Genomic DNA, 23,633 nt, shown 5'->3' with positions numbered 1-23,633 from the left:
AAGGCGAGTTCTTGCTCGCCTTTTCATTTTTTATAATTTGTAATCACAAATTGTTTGTATTGGATTTTGAAGAATCGTGTTGATTAACCCCTGGATGTGATTTAATATTTCCTGTATTTTCTCTGTTTCATATACCGTTTGATCATATCCAAACTTTATTGTAAGTCTTTCTTCAGGGAAGCACATAATTCCATACTTTACATGTGGCTCATCAACAACTTCGTAATCCGTGATAGCAAAATGTCTGTTTTCATTTGAAGAAAAGATTGCTGGATTAGTTGGATAGTTTTCAAAAACCCAAAGATGGTCAGTCAACTCAGTTTTTAATTCACTTTGCTTTTGTATATCAACAAATGAATAGTATGCATACTCATTACATTTCAATGTCTCTAGTTGTACCTTTTGCAGGAAGTCCACAAAAGATTGCGTTTCTGTCCATGCTAATCGGATAGGCAAAACATTTGTGAACAGACCGAACATATTTTCAATTCCTTCTACTTCGGGAGGTCTGACTGATACTAGGTTAGGCAATACTACTTCTCTCGTTCCGTTGAATTTGCCAAGCAATATTCCCCATACAGCTAGTAATGCCGTATTCATAGTTATATTATTTTTAGTTACAAATGTTTGTAACTGATCAGTCAAATCCTTGTCTAATGTTAAATCCATAAAAGTGAAGTTTAACCCTTCACTTTTAGATGGGACTTTCTTTTTAGGAATACTAATTTTCTGATTGTATCCTGATAAATAATCTCGCCAAAAATGACGTGCTTTCTCATGATCTTGTGCCAAAGTCCAATCTATAAATGTTTCAAAAGGTTTTACCATGGGTAACCCCGCCGTAGTTCCGGCATTTGTAGTTTCGTAGAGCTGGAATAATTCGTCTATCAAAATGCTGACGCTCCAACCATCACATAATAGATGATGGGAACTCCAAATTACTTTATGCTCGTTATTACCTAGTTGGAATATACAGAGACGTGTCATAAGTTCATCATTTTTAAATCCTCGACTTAAATTTTCATTCATCCACTGTTTTAGGAATTCTTGCTGTTCTTGTTTCGTCATCTCAATCAAGTTTTTTATTTCTGAATTTATTTGAACATCATATAGAACAGCTTGCCAAGGTTTTGCTTGTTCATCTTGCACAATTATTGTTCTTAAAGAATCATGACGATCAACTAATTGTTGGAAACACTGAATAAAGAGTTTAATATCCAGCTCCCCCTCAAGTGCCCAAATTGTTTGTTCAAAATATGCATTTGTATCAGGTTCATTCGTAGCATGCTCATAAATAACTTCCTGGAAAGGTGCTAACGGGTAAATACGTTCTATTTTTATATCCGGCATTTTTTCTTGTATTTTGTTAAGTGTATGTTGATTAAGTTGTTTATCTTTAACATTTAGTAATGTAGCTTTATTATCGTTCATTATGTTTACATCATTTGTTTGTGAACTTGAAAACTGGTCTAGCTTTTTAACAAATTGAACCATGTCCCTTAATATAGGAAATGAAAATATATTTTTTGGTTCAAGCTCGAATCCTTGTCGATACAGTCTGACGGACACTTGAATCGCTTTTATCGAATCTCCACCTAAGGCGAAGAAATGATCATTTACTCCAACTTGATCTATTTTGAGTACTTCTTGCCAAATACTAGTTAATATTTTTTCCATTTCAGTTTTTGGGGCAATAAATACTTCATTTTTTTGTTTCTCCGGAGTAGGGAGCGCTTTTCTATCTAATTTCCCGTTTGGAGTCAGGGGTAATTGGTCCAAATAAACAAAATAAGAAGGAATCATATAATCTGGCAAGTGATCTTGCAAATGCTTTCGTAGTTCTGTTGTACTAATATTTTGCTCAGTTACCACATATGCAACTAAAAATTTTATTCCGTTCTCATCTGTTTGATCAATTACGACAGCATGTTCGACTTGTTTATAAGTTAGAAGACAATGAGAGATTTCTTCTAACTCTACTCGATATCCCTGAATTTTCACTTGGTAATCTTGGCGGCCTAAAAATTCAATATATCCCTCAGAATGCATTTTTCCACAATCCCCTGTTTTATATATAAGACCAAAATCAGGATGTGACACAAACGCTTCATTTGTTTTCTTTTCATCATTTAAATATCCTTTAGCAAGGCCCACTCCCCCGATATATAAATCTCCAATTACACCAACAGGGCACATTTTCTTTTCATAGTTCAACACATAATACGTTTGGTTTGCCAAGGGCATCCCGTATGGAATACTATTCCAATGTGATTCCACCTGTTTGACCGGATAATAAATTGACCAAATCGATGCTTCTGTTGCCCCTCCTAGTGAGACTACTTCTGCAATCGGAAAATGTCGTTTTATTTTTTCTGGTAAAGAAAGCGGAATCCAATCTCCACTATGTAAAACTAAACGTAAAGAAGGATATTCAAAATGAGAACCTACTTGCTCCAATGCCAAATCCATGATTGCAGGCACTGTATTCCAAATTGTAATCCCTCTACGTTCGACAGTGCGGATTAATTCTTGCATGTCTCTCGGATCACGAATCATTACTAACATTGCACCTGTGCTTAAAGCTCCGAAAATATCGTATACAGATAGGTCAAAACACATGGAAGAGATACCAATAATACGATCATCTTCATTCACCTCATATTTTTGATTTATGTCTTGAATAGTATTTGTAACCGCTTGGTGAGTAATAATTACTCCTTTTGGTTTTCCTGTACTTCCTGAAGTGTATATAATATAGGCAATATCTTCTGGACCAGCAATAGCGGGCATATCTTCTGTTGTATAAAATGACAAATGATTTTCTTCATAAAGACTAGGTTCTAATAAAAGCTTGCATGAGCTATTTTTTAAAATATATGTTTGGCGATCTAAAGGATGATCGGGATCAATCGGAACATAAGCGGCACCTGATTTTAAAACACCTAACATATTAACAATTGTGTCAACTCGCCTTTTTGCTAAAAGACCCACTTTGTCACCTAGACCAATACCTTGCTCTTTTAAGAAGTGGGCAATTTGATTAGAACGTTTATGAAGTTCCGAGTATGTTAACCATTCTTGTTCAAATACCACTGCTACTTGATCCGGTGTACGTTTTACTTGGTCTGTAAATAATTGATACAGAGTAGTTGAAGGTATTTTTTCTGTTGTTTCATTGTATTGCTTAATTAAAGTTTGATCCGATTCTTTCATCTGCAAAGATGTTATATCGCTTTGTTTCACCAATTGTTCCAATAAGTCAACAAATTGGGAAAACATTGCTTCTATTACATCAACATCAAACAACTCTTCAACATAGTTCCAGCTAATTAATAACTCTCCATTTTTTTCAATTACTACATTATCCAAATACACTTGTGGAGTCCGAGCATGAATATAGCGAAGAGAACCAAGTTGTTCCCAAGAGAAAGCACCTGCACCTGCTAACATCGAGGTGAAAACGATTGGCATAACTGCTTTTGGCGTCATTTGATGATATCGAGTAAAATCTCGAATAAAGTTAACTCCATCGTAATGACGATGTTCAAGGCCATCTAATAAAGTAGCTTGCGTTTCTTTTACTCTAGTAAAGAAAGTTTGCTCTGGTTTTACATCAACATCCAATAAAATAAGTGATGTGAAATCTCCAACAATCTGTTCTACTTCATCATGAACAGGATAACGGTTAAATACAGTCAAGTTAATTGCTAATCGACGTTGATTACTCCAATGTGCCAACACATCACCATATATTGTACAAAGTAGAGCGGAAGGCGTTACCTCTTTCTCTTGTGCTAACTTTCGTAGCTTTGTCCATTTTTTATTATCCAGGATTTTTGTAAGTGATTGGAATTTAGGAGTAGCAATCTCTGCTGGATCCTTTTTTAACAGCAAAGATGGTGCAAACGGAAAGTCAGGAAGCTTACTTGTCCAATAATCTTTTGCTGTTTTATATTCTTCGCTTTGTTCCATTTCATCATAGATAAACATATAATCTTGAAAATCAAAAGATAAAGATTCTAATTTTTGATTTGGTTTATAATAATAATGCAACAAATCCTGTCCAACAATGTTCATGCTTGCTCCGTCCATTAATAAAGCATCGTATCGAAAACATAATAAATACGTGTCTTCTTTTAAAAGAAAAGCTTTCAATTCAAACAAAGGCCATTGCCCCAAAGGGAATACATGGTTAGTCATTCGAGAACGCTCTTCTTGTAAGCGAGCATGTTGATTCCTATCATCTAAATCTATGAGACTCACTATTTCAATCTCGTAATCAGGAACGCTTTGTAATATTTGCTGTTTTCCCTCTGGTAAAATTACAGCTCGCAACATTGGATGACGATGAATTACCTTTTGAAAACTTTTTGAAAGACGATTGATATCCAAAGCTGTTTCATATTCAAAATATGTTTGAGGGGAAATACCACTTAATTCAAACTGTGAATTCCGTCCTATCATATACGCTGTCTGAACTTCTGTTAAGGAAAATGGCTTAGACAAATCTTTAACATGAGTTGGTCTACTTTCAAAGTTTTCCTCTTTATGCTCTAGCTTTACACAAGAACTCAGTTGAGCGATTGTGGGGTGCTTAAAAAAATCTGTTGTACTTATTTTTAAGCCGTCTTTTCTTAATAAATTAATTACCTGAAGTGCTTTAATAGATTCTCCTTTTAATGCAAAAAAATTATCATGAATACCGATTCCCTCGATCTCCATAACTTTTTCCCATGCACGCACTAATTTTTGTTCAATTTCATTGCGCGGAGCAAGGTATGGAATTGATACATAATCCGTTTGTGTTATATCCAACAATCTTTTTCTATCCACTTTTCCATTTGGATTCAATGGAATCTCTTCTAACTGAATCATTTTTTCAGGAATCATAAACTCAGGTAATTTATCACTTAAATATTTTCTGATTTCATCAAAAGACACCTTGTTATCCGATACATAGTAGGCAGCTAATAATTTCCTATTTCCATACACTTGATCAACAACGATAGCCTGGTTTATTTCTGGATATTCCCTTAATTGAGTTTCGATTTCTCTTAATTCAATCCGATACCCCCGAATTTTCACTTGATGATCCATTCTACCTAAATATTCAAGTTCTCCATTAGGCAACCAACGAACGAGATCACCTGTATGATACATCATTTCCCCTGCCGCAAAAGGACTCGGTACAAACTTTTCATCTGTCAGTTTATTTTTACCAAGATACCCTCGTGCTACCGCTACGCCAGCAATGCAGAGTTCACCGGGAATTCCAAATGGTTTTAATTGGCCATACTTATTCAATATATAGGAATGATAATTCGGGTTAGGTTTGCCAATCGTAACTTCTTTGGAAGTGCTCAAGTCTTTTACTGTTGCGCAAATGGTTGTTTCTGTGGGACCATAAATATTTAAAATTGTTGCTTCACTGATACAACGAATTTTTTCAACCAAATCAATGGAAAATGATTCTCCTGCTAATAAAATAGATTTTAAATCTTTTAGAAAAATCGCCCCTTCTGGATCACTCAAAATCACTTCCATTCGCGATGGCGTTGATTCCCATAAATCCACCTTATGTTTTTTGACCAAATGAGCCAATTCTTTTGTTGCAAACTGGTCCTCTGTAGCAATTACTACTTTTGAACCTTGCGTTAAAGGAAGACATATTTCTAACAAGGAAATATCAAAAGATACACTAGCAAGAAACAAGAATGATTGATTAGCTTTTACTTTTTCTCTCATTACATTTAAAAAATGAACTAGCGATTTTTGTTCTATCATTACCCCTTTTGGATTTCCTGTCGATCCTGATGTGTAAATAACATAAGCTAAATCATTAGGATTATGTTCTCGTACTAAATTACTTTCTTCACCTTGAAAAAGATATTCTTTATCAAGATACAGTACTTCACCTGCAAATTGTGGCAATACTTCCTCTGTTCGCTTACTAAGTAAATATTTTGCTTGACTATCTTGTAACATATATTCAATTCGTTCAGTTGGGTAGTTAGGGTCGATTGGTAAATACGCTGCTCCTGCTTTTAAAATCCCCATCATACCAATAATCATTTCTAATGACCGATCTACCATAACGCCAATAATACTTTCTTTTGAAACACCTTTACTTTGAAGAATCGAAGCCAATTGATTCGCTTTCTTATTCAATTCTCTATATGTCAAAGATTGATCATTACAAACAACAGCAATTTGATCTGGAGTTTTTAATACTTGCGCTTCAAACAAATCTTGAAATGATTGAAACAAGTCTATGCCCGTTTGAAAAGTATTCAATCCTTCTAACAACTCTTTTTCTTCTTCTGCAATAATACAAATATCTTTCAATGCCAAATTCGGATTTTGTGAAACTTGCTTTAAAACATAACAATACGAATTGGCAAACTGTTGCAAAGAAGAGAATGAACGGGACTTGCAAGAAATTTGAAATTCACATTCATTATGTATTTCATTCCATTTTCTTCGTATCCATAGGGCTAAATTATTCTCTGCGTATTCTTCTAGCGAATTTTCATTATGTAATCCTTCCATCCCGATTACAATTTGAAAAGGAGTTAAATTGTGTTTAACTAATAATTCAGAGAGCGGATACTCCTGATTTTCATACCCGAATAAAGTCGTTTGTTCAATCTCATTTACTAATTGTTTAAAGGTGTGATGCGGCTGGATTTCACTTCCTAAAGGAATCAACTTATTAAGATTCTCACTTTGTTCAAGATTCTTTTCAATTATAGGAATACCAATAGTAATTCTTTCTTGATCTGTATAATGTGCCAAACAAACCCTTAAAGCGGCTTGAAACCAGCTAAATAATAATAAATCTTGAGACTTACTTATTTTTTGTATACTTTTACTAAATTCTACATTCACTATGACTTGAACGTATTCACAAGGTGTTTCTTTATTTAGTCGGTAATCGCTATTAAATTTAAATACAGAAAAATCGAGAATCTCGGAAGATAATTGCTCCTTCCAAAACGCTTCTACTTCTTTATTTTCATGAATCGAACTTCGATCTTTAATTTGCATTTTTATCTTTATCCCCCTAATATTCATTTCTTCTACTCGTTAATTTTCAAGCCAACTTCAAGCCCATGGAGAAACACTTGATGATTATCCAAACATAAAAATTGCTGAATCTCTTCAAATTTCATATGACCGACTGAACAAACCCCTAAATTTAATGTCTCAGCAACCATATTTAAGGTAGCAGTGATAATGCCTGACTCAATACAAGCAAATAAATATCCATCTGAACCGTATTTCGGGATGGAAGCGTTCGCATTATAAACCAAATAAACTGAGAAGGCAGATTGAGTAAATAAATCCTGATTAATTAACTCATGATCACTTTTGATTACTTGATCAATGTTGTTTACAATCACAAGACTATTTTTTGATGGGTTATAATAATAAAATCCAGCTTTCATATCCTCTATACGTTTTGGTTTTACATAAACAAAGATATCAATGGGATAGAGCCCGCCTGCACTTGCGTAATGATAGTATATTTTTTCTTCCCTAACCTGTTTTAGAGTTGATAAGAATCGGGAAAATTCCGAAAAACTAATATGTTTTTCCATATCAAATTGACGACAAGACCTACGTTCCTTGATTATAGTAGGTAGCTCATTTGTTGTTTCAAGTTGAATTTCGGTCGACCGTGCAGCAACGTGCGTGCGATTTAATTGTTTACTCATATACTTATCTAACTTTTCTTTAGAAAAGCGAATCTGGTTGCTATATGGATTTGAAAAAATCTTTTCTTGTGAAGAAAATACTTCTCTTGGGTGTAATATATTACTTACTAACACACGATTTTTTATCATGAGCTCTATGTTTTTTTGTGTCTCTTCTACATTTCCTAACGAAAAGCGCTCTACTAGTTCACTAATTTTCACACCTTTTTGAGCCATAAAATAAAAATCTGGAAACCACTCAGACAGAATACCTGTAAATCTCATTTCCCCTATCAAAACTTCATTATGCAACTTCTCCCAATGCTTAATCGGAGACCAGTAATAAATTTTCTCGCTCATATAACCCTCCATAAACGTTTAACTTATTTTTGAAATGCAATTTTCTAATTTACAAAAATTTTTTCGGATTCTGCTCCTTGTCTCATAGTGATTATAAATACATGCACTTTAACGAAAATTGAAAATAATGAAATAACTTTTTCTTCATTAAAATTTTTTATTTCATCATAAAAAATGATTTCTTTTTGGATATTTCACATCCTTTCCCATAGTAATCCTATAAGGTATAAACCATTTATAACATTGAGAATATTCATGTATTTCCAATGTGAAATTATTGTAATGGATTGGAGAGCGGTTGAATATAGTTATTAAATCAAATAATGTTGAGAAAGTTTTATTTATTATATCGATAAAATTTTATGATGTAATTTATTACAAATAGATTAAGAAAAGAGTTTTAAATTTTTCTTAATCAGTTAGTGTGAAAATATCACATACTATTACATACAATCGAGTTACTTACATTTCATATTCAAAATAGAGAAAAGACACCTTGAATGGTGTCTTTTCTCTATTTTAATTCCATATACTTTTTACGCCTTTGTTATTTTTAAACGATTTGTAGGAGTTAATACAACTCGAACATCTAGTTCGTTATATGTTCGAATATATAATAAACATTATATGAATTACGAATGTATTTCAGGTAATTTTATAAATAAACTCAAAGATATCTTCTCCTCCTACTGTCATAAAAGAAATAATCTATTGCTTATTTCTTTTATTAAATTGTAATATAATTACAGTATGTGAAATTATATTACATTAACTTTAAAAGCGAAGTGAGAATAATCTTCACTTCGCTTTTTTCATTTGCAATCCTTACTAACTTTGCTCAATTCAGTATTTATTTCCACACTCTTCGCTTTTATTTAATTGGTTTTTCTGATTTTAAAACAATGGAACTTAATGCAGGAACTTTAATTTTATTGTCATGGACAACATAAAGTGGTTTACTTCCCGCCTGCTTGCCATCTACTAGTACTTTCCAAGGCCCTTTCGATAGAAGTGTTATTTCAACAGCTTCTCTATTTGCATTGTGAGCCACTGTAAAGTATTCATGTTTATTCCCCTCTATTATATAAGCTACAGTATTTTTGGGAGCATCAATAAATGATACGTGTGTTTTTATTTGCTCTGCAGATGTCATTCGAAAAGCTGAGTACTTTTTGCGTAATTCTATTAAACCCTTCATATAATCTACTTCATTATTAAACGTTGCACGGCGCAGCCAATCCATCTGGTTAATTGAGTCTGGAGATTTGTAACTATTATGATCACCGTATTTCGTCCGCATAAACTCTTGCCCTGCATGTAAAAATGGAATTCCTTGTGATGTTAATAAAATCGAAGAAGACAATTTGTGCATTTGTGTTCGCACTTCATCGCTGTCACCTGGATTAGTTAACTCAAGTTTATCCCATAATGTATGATTGTCATGTGCTTCCACATAAGTTAGCACCTGTTCCGGATCTTGATAGGTAGACGAATTTGTATCGTAGTCAATACCTGCCGTAATACCTTTTTTAATACGATCTTCCATATTTTCCTTTCCATTTATAAAACCATTTTCTTTTTCCTCAAATACACTACCTTTTAACCCATCACGTATATTATCGTTAAAATGAGCAATCCCTTTCATTTTCTCTGCATTTTTTTGATTTGCTTTCAGCTCAGCTGCAAGAGGTGTATTTAAATCCCATCCTTCTCCGTGTAGTATAATAGAAGGGTCAATTTGATTAACAGCTTTACGTATTTCATTCATCGTTTCATAATCATGAATACCCATTAAATCAAAACGGAATCCATCTAAATTGTATTCTTTTGCCCAATATGTGACGGAATCTATCATAAATTTCCTCATCATTTTTCTTTCTGAAGCAGTATCATTTCCTACTCCAGTTCCATTTGCAAATGTTCCATCTTCATTGTAACGATAATAATAACCTGGAACTAACTTATGGAAATTAGATTCAGCAGCGTTATACATATGGTTATATACTACATCCATCACCACTCGAAGATTATTATCATGTAGTGTTTGAACCATTTGCTTTAATTCAGTTATTCGCACAGTTGGCTCATAAGGATTTGTAGAATAGGAGCCTTCTGGAACGTTGAAATTTTTAGGATCATATCCCCAGTTATATTGCGGTTCATTTAAAGTCTCTTCATTTACAGAAGCATAATCAAATATCGGTAAAAACTGAACGTGAGTAACACCGAGATCCTTTATATGATCAAGTCCTGTTTTTACACCTTCTGGCCCTTTTGTTCCTTTTTCTGTTACACCTAAATACTTCCCTTTCTGTTTAATACCACTTTCAGGTTGAATGGAAAGATCGCGTACATGTAACTCATAAATAATAGCATCTTCCGGATTTTTAAATTTTGGCTTTTTGTTTGCTTTCCATTTTTTCGGATTTGTTTCTTCTAAATTAACGACTGCACCTTTATCCCCATTTACAGAAGCAGCACGCACATATGGATCAACCGCTTCAGTCCACTTATCACCAATTTTGACCTTATACGTATAAAAGAGCCCTGTTTGGTTCCCCTTTAGTTCTGATGTCCAAGTTCCCTTTTCACCTTGTTGCATGTTTATTTCAGCACCTATTTTATCGCTCCATTTTTTATATGTAACTAACTTCGCTTCGCTTGCAGTAGGAGCCCATAAACGGAACTTTGTATGTTGCGGAGTATATGTATTTCCTAAATCGTTACCACCATAATAAAATAAATTATCAAATTCTTCGCTACGAATGACTTTACCAATTTCAGTATTCGTATCAGCTAAGTTTTCTATTTTAACTTTGTATGTTTGTTTTAAATCAATTTTCTGTTCCGTAATTATTTTGACCTTATTAGTAATATCGCCACTGTTTATATCATAAGGAGTAATATTCTTAATTTTAATGCCTTCAATTTCAATTTTCTTTTCCTTAATATTAAACGGGACATTAGTCGTTACAGTAATTTCATGGAAACTATCAATAGTTGCTTTTTGAATTGAGAGATCCGATGAAGGCTTAGAGTTATATACTTTTTCATCACCCGAAAGGATCCATACTTCAGCACGACCGTCCTTTATATTTTCAATCCAACGATCCCCACCATCTTTTTCCCATTCATTTGTTCGAACTATAAATCCTACACGATTATAGTCACCGTCTATTTTTATCTTAGCGTATTTTCCAAATTCATCTTCACCAGTAAATTGATAAGATGTACCATTTGCATTTTCTCCCCATAACCAAAGATTCCAGTCTTTTGTATTTCCAAGCTTTTCTTTGTAATGAATGATAATTTCAGTTGTTTTCGAATTTGAAACTGCCTTCACACTCTGAAAGGAGAAAACAGATGATAACATAACGATTAAAGTAAGTAATAAAACTGTTTTGTTAATTAATCTTTTTGTAATTTGCATCACATACACCCTTTCTTCAAATATTACTAACGATTTATTATGCTTACACTGAATAACACTGCTTAAATTAATCTAGAAATCTCTTTTACTTCACCTCCATATCGGCTATTTTCACGTATGTATTTCAATGACCTTTTAATACGAAAACGTTTGCATTAGTACTTAAAAAAATAGATTTGTTTATGCCTTCATATATTTGTAAATACTAAAAGATCAGGGAAAACATTTTAAAGCAATCGTTTGTTATCGCTTTCATTTTATAGACTTTCTATCAAGAGGTCAATATATTATTAATTTTCTGTTTTTATATATTTTAAACCTTATTTATTTGTCACAACTTCTTACAGATAAAGTGCCTCATTATTGCTTAGTCAGTTTATTTTCAACGATACATTGCCACGTAAAAAACAGCTAATATCCTTAAAATGACATTAGCTGTTTTTCATAATGTATTAATATATGAATGATAACTATATTTCTAAATTACTTAATTTTTGCTGCATCAAATGCTTTTTGAACTGCTTGAACTTCAGCTGTATTCGCACCATATTTATTAGTTGCCACTCGAATACATGCTGATCTCAATTCTTTGAAATTAGAAGTCATGTTTAACTCATCTGTATTTGCATAATAGAAAATATCAAACATTTTATCTTCACCAATTCCTTTAACAGTTACTCCGTTATGAGTTCCGCCTTTTGCAATCAGATACGCAACTTTATTAATAATACTTGAATTAAAATGAACACCGCCTTGATCCCATCCATTAAAATCGTTAAATTCACTGTAATCATCTGGATAAGGCACTCCAAGTGAAGATGGAACAGAAGCTGGGTTTTCCATATCACGGAAAACAGATCCCGTTTGTTCTCCCATTGTCCAGTTAAAGTTTCCATTATTTACGTATTTCTCAATAGATGTTCCCATAATATCAGATAGCGCCTCATTAATCGCACCGGATTCCCCGTAATATTCAAGATTAGATTCGCTAGAAGTAACAGCATGTGTAAATTCATGTCCAGCTACGTCATATGCTTTAACAATAGGATCGCCATATACAAGCATACTTCCATTATTAGCACTTAATGCATTCTGCCAATTTTTCGGATCATTCGTCTCTTCAGAATCCCAAGCGTGTACAACTGAAACTACCTTTTGTCCCTTATTATCAAAGCTATTACGCTTGTATTTATCTTTATAAAAATCAAATACTTTTGTTGCTAAGTAATGAGCACTTACTGCTTTTGGATCGTTAAATGTTGCCGAAGTACTTGTCGCTAATGTACCAGGATAATAGCTTTCTTCTTTAGTAATATCTCTGTAATTCACATCATATGTTTCAATGCCTTGCCCTCTTGTATAATCAGCAAGAGCATATTTGCCATTACTTTGTTTAGAGATACCAAATGAACGATTAATACCTAAATCATCTTTTCCTGTTCCGGTTAATGATGTAAGACTGCTTTGTTTACTTTTCTTTAAAGCTCCAACTAGTTTGTCACTGGCCTTTAAGTTAGATTCTTGTACCATATTTTTTAACATATCACCATTTTGTGCATTTACTAAATAAGTACCAGAAACATAGTTTGGTGTTGCAGCTTCGAAGGTAACTTGGTATGCATTGCTAGCTTGTCCATTATTTTCATCAACAAAAATAACCTCTTTAACTTCTGGCTCAGAAATAAACTTGATATCGTTCCCGTATTTCGTATAAATATATTGTTTTGCTTCATCTTTTGATAGATTAATAGGTTTTTTCAATTCTTCTTGTTTTAAATTTTGCGCGCTATCACCTGAAACACTTTTAATAACACCCTTATTATCTACGTGTGCAGTTAATTGATGTCCATATACTTCTTTTCCTTCGTATGTTTGCTGCATACGCACAAGTGTAGTTCCATCATACGAACCACGTTTTTGAAGGACTTTATAATCTACTCCTGCTTCTCCATTGACTTGTTTTTGGGACAGAGCTTGTTCTGTTTTCTCCTTAAGTGCATCCTTTACTACATTTTCTGGTGCCTTTTGTGACGGCTGTGTAAGTTCACCCGAACGGAACGATTCCTCCTGAATTTGAACTTGTAGTTGATCTGTTTCCTCTGCATGACCTACCCCATATGGTGCCACAGCTGTTAAAGCTAATCCTGTTGTTAATGCTACCTTAGTTAATGTCTTTTTGTTTTTCATTATTTCACCTCGTATAATTTTTGAAATAGAAAGCTTGTACAAAGTATACTGTCTATTAATGTCTAAAAAAAGAGAAAATACACAATTTACGTAACATTATGCAAAATTACATAAATTGTAGTCAATATTATAAATAATGAACGGAACACATATGTACATTAATTTGAATAAAAGAGAGTCCTTATAGGTGCTCACCCAATTGGTTAGTTATTAATTATCTATATTCATTGTAATAAAAGTATACTTACCTCTAAATAACAACATAAAAACCCACTCTTTACTATTGTAAGAGTGGGTTTAATGTTATTAAAATAACAATTACTATAAGAAATTTTATAATTTATATTCTTTTAGTAATCCTACTAAGTTTTTTGTAAAATTCACCTTTTGTCTTTACATGATTAAACTGATTTGGATTAATATTTGCTTTTTGTGAGAGTAATATAATCTCTTCTTTTGAAATTGAGTCTTTCGTATTTATAGATGCTATATTTGTGTATTTTCCGTCTTCTGTTTTTGGAATTTCTAAAATCCCTTTATTCACAAGATCAACTACCGCCTTATGCTCTGAAGAATGTAAATCTACACCAGTAATTTTCCAATTATGCATAACTTTTGGTGTGTATACACCGTTCTTTACCTCTTTTAAATATGTAATAGCAAGGTTACGAATGGTTCCGCCTGTTTCTCCAAATGCATTCTCTTGTTTAGATGACCAAATTTGTTCAAACTTACGCCCCTCTAAAGCTCCACCTTTTGCCTGAAGAGCCTCCATTCTATATGCATTCATTCCCAACGTCATAACATCGCTCATTTTGATTGGTTTGTTTGTACGAATAGAGCGTAAATTTGTAATTCTGCTTCCATATGGTTTTGTTAAGTCAATTTCGTATTTTACGCCTCCAAAGAAATCGTTCGTACTGTATTTAGATGCACGGCGGGTTTTATCAAAGCTAACGGTTACATCTCCGGCACGAGATGAGTTAAAATATCCTGCTGCCCATTCCATATAGTCTTTTAAATCTTTTCCAGAAATCTTATATACTGTAATTTCTCCCAAGGCATATTGGTAATTGTACGCAATATCTTTTTTCTTAATAGGGCCTGTATCTAAACGGGCATAATCATTATCAATTTGATGGGCTACTACATCTGCTTTACTGTAGTAGAGCATAACTTCATGAAAGAAATCTGATAAAGGTGTTTCTTGAATCTGAACACTTGGAATACCCTTTATTTCATTTTCAGGAACAAGATTTCTACCCTTTAATTGAGCGACTACAACATTTGCATCTCCTCTCGCATATTCGTGAAAAGGTGTTAATGTTTCTTCAAGTGTAGGATCGGATAATATCGTTGTCCCATCAGCATTTTTTACAGGTATAGCGGTAGCAGTTTTATTTTTTAAAGCCAACTTCCCATCTTGCTTTGTAAAAGTAAGGTCAATACGTGAAATATGTGTTCCATATTTATCTGGTTCTGTAATAATTACGCCATTTACAACTTCTTTTTTTACAAGTTTATGCATATGAGCCGCAAAAATAGCACTTAGTTCCGGACAAGCATTTGCAATATCTTGAACACCAGTACCAGGGATACCATTCTCATTTTCTAGTCCCATATGCATAACTCCTACCATTACATCTACTTTACCTTCTAATTCCTTAATTGCCTTTTTCGTCTCTTCTACCGGATTTTTCACCACTAAACCATTTAAGTGATCTGTCCCTTTTTCAAAATCACTAATCATTGGTGTATTCATACCAATAATCCCAACTTTAATTCCACCTTTTTCTACAATTGTATATGCAGGAAGAAAGCGCTCTCCATTTTCCTTATAAATATTTCCTGCTAACGTTTTTCCCTTATATTGCTCACTAACTTTTTTCAATGTATCTAATCCAAAGTTGAATTCATGATTTCCAAATGCCCAGGCATCATATCCCATTGTATTCATCGCTACCATCATTGGCGATTGTGGCTTATCGTTGAATAATTCTACTGAGTTTCCTTGAATTGTATCCCCGGCATCTACTAATATGGTATTTGGATTTTCTTGACGGACCTTCTTTATAACCGTATAAAGCTGCGTCAAACTTCCACTCATATTTGCTCCATCAAGCGCATAATCCCAAGGCATAAATCTACCATGAATATCTGCAGTACCTAACAATGTAATATTAACTTCAGATTCCTCAGCCTTAGAGATAGATGGTTTGACTATTACTGCCGTTCCAAGCAGTAATAAAATTACAAAGTAACATACATAGTTCTTCCATTTCATTTTTTGCATAATAATAATATTTCTCCCCTTTTTGTACTTTCATAAAGTTGCTTGAACTTTAAAAATGTAACTTATTATTCAGGAAACTTCAACTACAAAAGATAATTTTGAAGGTGGTTCTGTTGCAAAAATAAAGAGAATAAATTGCATACATCCCCTAACAGAATGGTATTTTATCATTTCCTGACAGAATACACCTTCCTTAAGGATGTGAAGTGTACTTTCAAAATAAGGACATATCATTCATCACCATTTCAATTTATTAAAACGGGCATATACAATATGTTATGATGATTATTTTTTGAATTTTGTTGCTGATTTATTTCCTTCTAAATAAAAACACTTTCAAAAAAAAATAACCCCGCTCTTCATTTAAGACGGGGTTACACTTATACAGAAAATCGGGTAGTTTCATATTTTCTTAAGTTTATTGGTTACTTTCAACTAATTTCATTCTACTTTTGTTTTCTTCTGAATCAATATGAATCAACCGTTTCCCCTGTTTATAATACGTATCAATAAATAGGGAATAATTTTTACTTTTCAATTTCACAAAGCAATTTTATCTCTTTTATTTGTGAAATATGACGCTGTTCATGTAAATAGATCAATTCTATCCACTGATCAAGGGATAATTCTCCAAGAGCTGGATGCATCACTGATTTTTTCGCTAATATAGACTCATCTTCTATTGTACTCAGGAAACGCATCAATTCTTTTCTTGATTCGTTTAGCATATTGAGCATTTGCTCCACTTCAAATGGTTCTATACTTGGTTCAATCATTTCTGGAGCTATAAACTTTTTCGTTCTATCTAATAAAATAGTGTGAATTTCTTTACGCTCATTTTGGGTACTATCTAACTTTTTTAACCCTGAGGAAATAACTGTTATCACTCTCTCATCTAATAAAACTAAATGATGACAAACTTGTGCAATACTCCATTTATCCTTATCTGGTTTCCTATTAAATTGAGCATCACTCAACAAAGTAATTTCCTCAAATAATTGATCTCTCGTTTCATAAAACTTGTCATTTACAAATGTATCCATGTGGATTCTCCTTTCATTGCAACCTACATACTTAAATTTCTACGCTAGAGATATTATCTTCAAAAAAAGTTTTTCTTTCACTACTATTCCAATTTTATTTTAAAGCCACAAATGAACTTATTTGTTTTTTTATATCTTTTTAATTGGCACAAATAAATCAACCTTTAACTTTCCGTCTAGATCTTCAGCAACATTATTTAAGCAAAACTCTAAATTATCTCTATCATAATCTGCATCATACTCACTATTTGGTAGCCACTCTACATACATGTATTGATACGCTTCACTTAATTTATGAGGTTCATCATAGAACTGGTATAGACCATATGTACCTCCATCTAATTTTTTAAATTGCACATCATGATACTTTTCTTTATCGAAGTTTTCAGGAATCGTAACACATGCATCATGCCGGCACTTATGACTTGCAACAAGTTCAGGATTATCCAATGATATTCCGATAAATGATTGCTCTGGTGGATACAGTTTATTTTCAATTGACCAATTCAGTAACTTTCCCCAGTGATCTTGCGGTTCAAAGTAGCTACCAGTTCGTCTTATATACGCTACTTCTAATGGTGGTAATTTTTTTATAACAACTTTCATTTATATCTTCTCCCCTATAAATATGTACACTGTTTAATTAGCTTTCTTTAACATTTATTCCTTCTTAAATAAAAAGAATTCTCTAATCATATAAAGTGAAACTTTAATCAGCGGGAGATGAATTTGAATTGAAATATAATTGATTACTATTACTACTAAAGTAGTATGTACTTTCATACTTTTATTTGATTTTACATTCTTTTTAAATCGATATATTAATTGTAAGAAAATAAAAAGGTGGAGGATTTTAATTGATTAAAGGAATATACGAAGCGCATTTACCATTGAGTAATTTACAACAATCTATCGAATTTTATGAAAAACTAGGGTTGAAGTTAGCCTGGAGCGATGAATCAACAGCATTCTTTTGGATTGAGGAAGGGAAAAGTTGGCTAGGATTATGGGCGGGCTCTGAATACGAAACAAAATATCATCCTTCTTTACGTCATATTGCATTTAGAGTTTCCTATGAGGATTTAAAAGAATCATTACATTGGTTACACTCACTTCAAATTAAAGCTGTTCCGTTTGGGAGTAATGAATCTATTGAACCCTTTGTCCGTCCACATCAAGGTAATGCATCTGTTTATTTTATTGATCCAGATGGTAATAGCTTAGAACTTATTTGTCATATTGTTGTACCTAACGCACTAAAACATATAACTGATAAATTATCCTTTAAAGATTGGGAGACGCTATTAGCTGACACATTTGAATGAATATTAGTTATAAATCATAATGGCTCGCTTTTATTTTTATAACATGTATAACAATCTTGAATAATAATGTCCTATCAATTTATCATTAAATAAATGTAAAAAATGACCCTATTTATTCATTTTTAATGCGTATGTATGTACATTTGTTAATTTATTCGATATATTATGGGTATTGAATGATTACGTAAAGTGTATAGGTCGCTTATATAACACCTTATATTTTTATATCCGTGAAAACTACAAAGTGTATGAAAATCCATTTGTCAAATGAATTTAGTGCGGAAGGAGGTTTGTGGTTACTTCATAGGGTATAATAATCAGTTTTTTACTGATAAAAATATAGGAGGCGACATAATGTTTCGTACGATTTCAAATTTCATGAGAGTAGCTGAGATAAGAAGGAAAATCCTTTTTACACTAGCGATGTTAATCGTTTTTCGAATTGGCACGTTTATTCCAGTTCCTCATACTAACGCAGAGGTATTAAAAGTACAAGATCAAGCTAACGTTCTAGGTATGTTAAACGTATTTGGTGGAGGAGCATTGCAACATTTCTCAATCTTTGCTGTAGGTATTACACCATATATTACAGCTTCCATCATAGTACAATTACTACAAATGGATGTTATACCTAAGTTTTCGGAATGGGCAAAGCAAGGAGAAATGGGCCGTAAGAAATCAGCTCAATTCACTCGATACTTTACAATCATTCTCGCATTCATACAGGCCATCGGAATGTCTTATGGCTTTAATAATATAGCAGGTGGACAATTAATAACAGATCAAAGCTGGACTACATACTTATTTATTGCGACAGTTTTAACTGCAGGTACTGCATTTTTACTTTGGTTAGGCGAACAAATTACCGCTAACGGAGTTGGTAATGGTATTTCGATGATTATCTTCGCAGGTCTCGTTGCCGCGATTCCAAATGTTGCAAATCAAATTTATTTACAACAATTCCAAAATGCTGGCGATCAGCTATTTATGCACATAATAAAAATTGTTTTAATTGGACTCGTAATTTTAGCGATAGTTGTTGGTGTTATTTACATTCAACAAGCTGTACGTAAAATACCGATCCAATATGCAAAAGCTGTTTCAGGAAACAATCAATATCAAGGAGCAAAAAACACTCATTTACCGCTTAAAGTAAATAGTGCTGGTGTTATACCAGTTATCTTTGCTTCTGCATTTTTAATGACGCCGCGTACAATTGCGCAGCTCTTCCCTGATTCAAGCGTATCAAAATGGTTAGTTGCAAATCTTGATTTCGCACATCCAATTGGAATGACACTTTATGTCGGTCTTATCGTTGCTTTCACATACTTCTACGCATTTATTCAAGTAAATCCTGAACAAATGGCTGAGAATTTGAAAAAGCAAAATGGATATGTTCCTGGTATTCGTCCTGGTAAAGCAACTGAACAATATGTAACTAAAATTTTATACCGTTTAACATTTATTGGTGCAATTTTCTTAGGTGCAATTTCTATATTACCGCTCGTATTCACGAAAATTGCTACGTTACCACCTTCTGCTCAAATTGGTGGTACAAGCTTACTTATCATTGTCGGTGTAGCACTAGAAACTATGAAGACGTTAGAAAGCCAGCTTGTAAAACGTCATTATAAAGGCTTTATTAAAAAAGTGAATTAATTATCAAAAACACAGTTGGTTATTTTTCCAACTGTGTTTTTGATTTTATCAGTCCTGTAATATACAGGGCTGTTGCTTTATTAAACTACATCTCCTTCTCTAATAACCGCCCTTTTTTGAAATAAGTCCGTAGTGTTGAACGATTGGCCAAAAATACACCAATCAATATAAGACAAGCCCCCATTCCCATTGTAGGATTTAAAGGCTCTCCTAAAATGATATATCCCACAATTATTGCAATTAATGGTGATACATATAACCACGTCGATGGAAATACTGGATTTGTTTTTGATAAGAGCCAGTAATATAATCCGTGTCCACCAATCGATCCGATAAATATGAGATATAAAATAGGCCATTGCACACTCCATGAAGTTAATACGGTTACATTTGGTTGTTCTACAATAATAGATGCGATGAGTAGTAAAATCCCTCCATAAAACATTTGAATACCGTTAATAAGAAATGGTGATACATTTGATAAATCTGACAGTATTTCTTTTGAACGAATAGAGCCTATTCCGTAAAATAGCTCCCCTATAACTAAAACAATACAAGCAATACTCCATATGAAACTTACTTGTTGATGCATTCCTGGTAAAGAAACAAATATAACACCTATTAGTGCAATAACTAAAGCAACGAGTTGTTCCTTTTGTAATTTCTCCCTATTCCTCTTTGCTTGTATTAATAAAATCATCATTGGTCCCGTAGCAGAAAGAACAGCAGCTAATCCCGAAGAAATATATTGTTCTGACCAATATAAACTTGCGAATGTCATAAATGTTAAACAAAATCCAGCATACATAATACGTTTTGAAAATATATGTGGCATAATTTCTTTTCGCTTTAATTTAAAAATAATCATAAGGATTATACCCGCTAAAAAGAAACGAATTCCTGCTGAAAACAACGGTGGCGCTCCTGCTTCAATTCCAATTTTAATCGTTAAAAATGTTGTCCCGAAAATAATACATACTAAAATGTAATTAAAAATGACCATTTTACTTCCTCCTTTTTACTCTTAAAATGAGTATAGAGGCTATGGTGTATAACAGTGTATCGGTACATATAACAGTTACTTCAAGTTGTAGTTGATTCCCTATATATTTTTCGCTTTAATTAAATTAAAAAGAGAAATAGGTGAACCTATGAAGATTGTATTGCGTAAAGAATCAAACATACCGTATTACAAGCAAATATATATGCAAATTGTTGAAAGAGTACAAAGTGGTATGCTTTCACATGGTGAATCCCTTCCTTCTTTACGTTGTATGGCCACAGATTTACAAATCAATGTATTAACTGTTCGTAAAGCTTATAAACAGTTAGAAACGAAAGGGTATATACGCATCGAACAAGGAAAAGGTGCTTACATATATAAACGTGTAAAGAAAGATTTCAAACCGATACCGTATAAATGGCAACAATCAAGATCTATTAATGTTATGCGTTCTCAATATGCAATGAATAAACACCGTAAATATTATGATTTTTCACAAGCAATTCTGTATCCCCGTCTGTTACCAAATCCATTTTTGGCAGACGAAATGCATAAATTGCTGGATAAAAATCCGATGTTGTTAGCAACTTATGGGCCAGTTCAAGGCGATTATGAATTGCGAGTTGAAATAGCAAATTACTTAAATGAACACCAGAAATTAGTGACGGACCCATCTCAATTATTAATTACAAGCGGAGCACAACAAGGAATTGATTTAATTGCTCAAACATTATTAAAACCTGGAGATACTGTATTAGTAGAAAGTCCGTGTTACAGTGCCGCGCTTGATGTTTTCATCAATAAAGGTGTTCAAATCATTCCTGTTTCTCTTGATAATCATGGAGTTCGCTCCGACTTAATTGATGATATTTGTCAAAGTAAAAATCCCGTTTTATTGTATACGAATCCGACCTTCCAAAACCCGACAGGTACAGTAATGAGTAAAGAACGAAGAATGGAACTTATAGAACTAGCGGGGCTATATCAATTTTTTATCATTGAAGATGATTCTTTCGGAGAAATATATTTTGAAGATGCTATAATCCCGCCCCCAATCAAAAGTTTTGATAAGGATGGCCACGTAATATATATAAAAGGATTTAGTAAAACGTTAGCACCAGGACTGCGTATCGCGGCGCTTATTGCCGATGGTCCTATTTTTGAATGGCTATATGCAGTAAAAGGTTCAATGGATATCGGTAGTCCTTTATTAACACAAAAGGCACTTCTACCGTTTTTACGTGCAGAACGTATGAAAAACCATTTAGAAAAATTACGTACAGCTTTACAAATGAGACGTGATTTAACAATTGATATATTATCGCCATTAAAAGAACTACACTTTGAAATACCAAATGGAGGTTTTAATTTATGGGTGACACTACCTGATTCGATAGATCCCTTTACCTTATTACAAAAAGCAAATGAAGTAGATGTCTCTTTTTTACCAGGAACAGCTTGTCTATTAAACTACGAAACAAATGATAACCAATTAAGAATTAGCTATTCAATGTTAAACGAGAAAGATATGGAAATTGGATTAGAGAAATTACATGATACAATACGAAAAAGTATTTGTTAGAAGCAATATCACATTAGCCAACAATAAATAATGCCCGCAAATGAAAATGTATAGTATGGGATATTATCTATTGTTGAGCTTTTTCGTTATTCAAATCTAGTTACTCTATAAGCTGTAATCTTTATTATCATTCCACTTTAACTACAATCTTTCCTCTAACATGTTGTCCTTCACTCAAAATATGAGCTTCTCGAACTCCTGCTTCATTAAATGGCACCACTTTACTTATGATTGGTTTGATTTTTCCGTTTACAATTAAAGCTGATAATTCTTCTAATTGTTTTCCATTTGGTTTTAGCCATAAAAATCCTGATTTTATTCCTTCTACTTTTTGTAGTGGTTCATGAACAATGGAAACTAGAACACCACCAGGTTTAATAATTCGAAAACTTTTTTCTTGCACTTCGCCACCTATTGTATCTAACACAATATCAAAATCTGATACTAGTTCTTCAAATTTATCTTTTTTATAATCAATAACGAGATCCGCTCCTAAAGACTGTAAAAATTCTTTATTTTTACTACTAGCAGTCGTGGCAACAAAAGCTCCAAATGATTTTGCGATTTGGATTGCCAAACTTCCAACGCCACCAGCTCCAGCATGAATGAATACACGGTCATTCTCTTTTATTTTTGCGTAATCTACAAGACTTTGCCACGCTGTAAGTCCTGCAAGAGGAATAGAAGCTGCTTCTTCGTAACTAATATTATTAGGCATATGTGATACTAAATCTAATTGTACTGCAATGAATTCAGCATAAGAGCCGCTTCCTATATTTTCAGGTTTCGTAAACACTTTATCTCCTATATTGAAACACTCTACATCTTCTCCAACTTCTTCAATAACTCCAGCTACATCTAATCCTAAAGTGATTGGAAATGAAAAGCGTAACTGTTCTTGTAAGTCACCTTTTCTTATTTTCCAATCAACTGGATTAACAGATGTTGCATAAATACGTATTAATACCTCATTATTCTTAACAACCGGTTTTAAAACTTGTCTTTCTTTTAATTCTTCAACACTGCCATATCGATCAATAACGATTGCTTTCAT

General features: G+C 33.1%; 12 protein-coding genes. 3 read left to right on the top strand and 9 right to left on the bottom strand.

The window, feature by feature from the left end; genetic code table 11:
* Positions 1–30: 30 nt before the first annotated feature.
* The 7 genes from ACTFRM_RS11980 to ACTFRM_RS11950 form a co-directional block, all read right to left on the bottom strand.
* Entirely contained in the window at positions 31–7,047 is a 7,017-nt protein-coding gene (locus ACTFRM_RS11980; protein WP_322372886.1) for a non-ribosomal peptide synthetase, read from the bottom strand.
* 32 nt (positions 7,048–7,079) lie between these two features.
* A complete protein-coding gene (locus ACTFRM_RS11975; RefSeq protein ID WP_001290968.1) occupies positions 7,080–8,057 on the bottom strand; it encodes a SagB/ThcOx family dehydrogenase in 978 nt (325 codons plus the stop codon).
* An 871-nt stretch (positions 8,058–8,928) separates the two neighbouring features.
* Entirely contained in the window at positions 8,929–11,487 is a 2,559-nt protein-coding gene (gene pulA / locus ACTFRM_RS11970) for a type I pullulanase (RefSeq protein WP_324656385.1), read from the bottom strand.
* 483 nt (positions 11,488–11,970) lie between these two features.
* Entirely contained in the window at positions 11,971–13,674 is a 1,704-nt protein-coding gene (locus ACTFRM_RS11965) for a M4 family metallopeptidase (RefSeq protein WP_000791447.1), read from the bottom strand.
* Positions 13,675–14,014: 340 nt separating this feature from the next.
* Positions 14,015–15,967, bottom strand: a complete 1,953-nt coding sequence (locus ACTFRM_RS11960; protein ID WP_001171090.1) for a bifunctional metallophosphatase/5'-nucleotidase — start codon at positions 15,965–15,967, stop codon at positions 14,015–14,017.
* Positions 15,968–16,494: 527 nt separating this feature from the next.
* Complete coding sequence (locus tag ACTFRM_RS11955; RefSeq protein ID WP_000379366.1) at positions 16,495–17,010, bottom strand: DinB family protein; 516 nt, start codon at positions 17,008–17,010, stop codon at positions 16,495–16,497.
* Positions 17,011–17,139: 129 nt separating this feature from the next.
* Positions 17,140–17,616 carry an AraC family transcriptional regulator gene (locus ACTFRM_RS11950; protein ID WP_000869612.1) on the bottom strand — a complete coding sequence of 159 codons (477 nt, stop codon included), beginning with the start codon at positions 17,614–17,616 and terminating at the stop codon, positions 17,140–17,142.
* 251 nt (positions 17,617–17,867) lie between these two features.
* Between ACTFRM_RS11950 and ACTFRM_RS11945 the strand changes: the two genes are divergently transcribed.
* Together ACTFRM_RS11945 and secY are read left to right on the top strand one after the other, a co-directional pair.
* On the top strand, positions 17,868–18,335 hold the full coding sequence (locus tag ACTFRM_RS11945; RefSeq protein WP_440043320.1) for a VOC family protein: 468 nt from the start codon (positions 17,868–17,870) through the stop codon (positions 18,333–18,335).
* A 354-nt stretch (positions 18,336–18,689) separates the two neighbouring features.
* A complete protein-coding gene (gene secY / locus ACTFRM_RS11940; protein WP_000490135.1) occupies positions 18,690–19,994 on the top strand; it encodes a preprotein translocase subunit SecY in 1,305 nt (434 codons plus the stop codon).
* A gap of 85 nt (positions 19,995–20,079) precedes the next feature.
* On the opposite strand, the gene ACTFRM_RS11935 is transcribed toward secY, so the two are convergent.
* Positions 20,080–20,997: a DMT family transporter gene (locus tag ACTFRM_RS11935; RefSeq protein WP_000234337.1), complete on the bottom strand. Its 918-nt coding sequence runs from the start codon at positions 20,995–20,997 to the stop codon at positions 20,080–20,082.
* Positions 20,998–21,145: 148 nt separating this feature from the next.
* Here ACTFRM_RS11935 and pdxR point away from each other — a divergent pair, with 148 nt between their 5' ends.
* A complete protein-coding gene (gene pdxR, locus ACTFRM_RS11930; RefSeq protein ID WP_000706780.1) occupies positions 21,146–22,579 on the top strand; it encodes a MocR-like pyridoxine biosynthesis transcription factor PdxR in 1,434 nt (477 codons plus the stop codon).
* 127 nt (positions 22,580–22,706) lie between these two features.
* On the opposite strand, the gene ACTFRM_RS11925 is transcribed toward pdxR, so the two are convergent.
* Positions 22,707–23,633, bottom strand: coding sequence for an NADP-dependent oxidoreductase (locus ACTFRM_RS11925; RefSeq protein ID WP_000644580.1), 927 nt, complete (start codon positions 23,631–23,633; stop codon positions 22,707–22,709).

Origin of the sequence: Bacillus cereus group sp. MYBK227-1 (assembly GCF_051916325.1) — a bacterium.
GTDB lineage: Bacteria > Bacillota > Bacilli > Bacillales > Bacillaceae_G > Bacillus_A > Bacillus_A cereus.
This window is presented reverse-complemented; position numbering and strand designations above follow the sequence as displayed.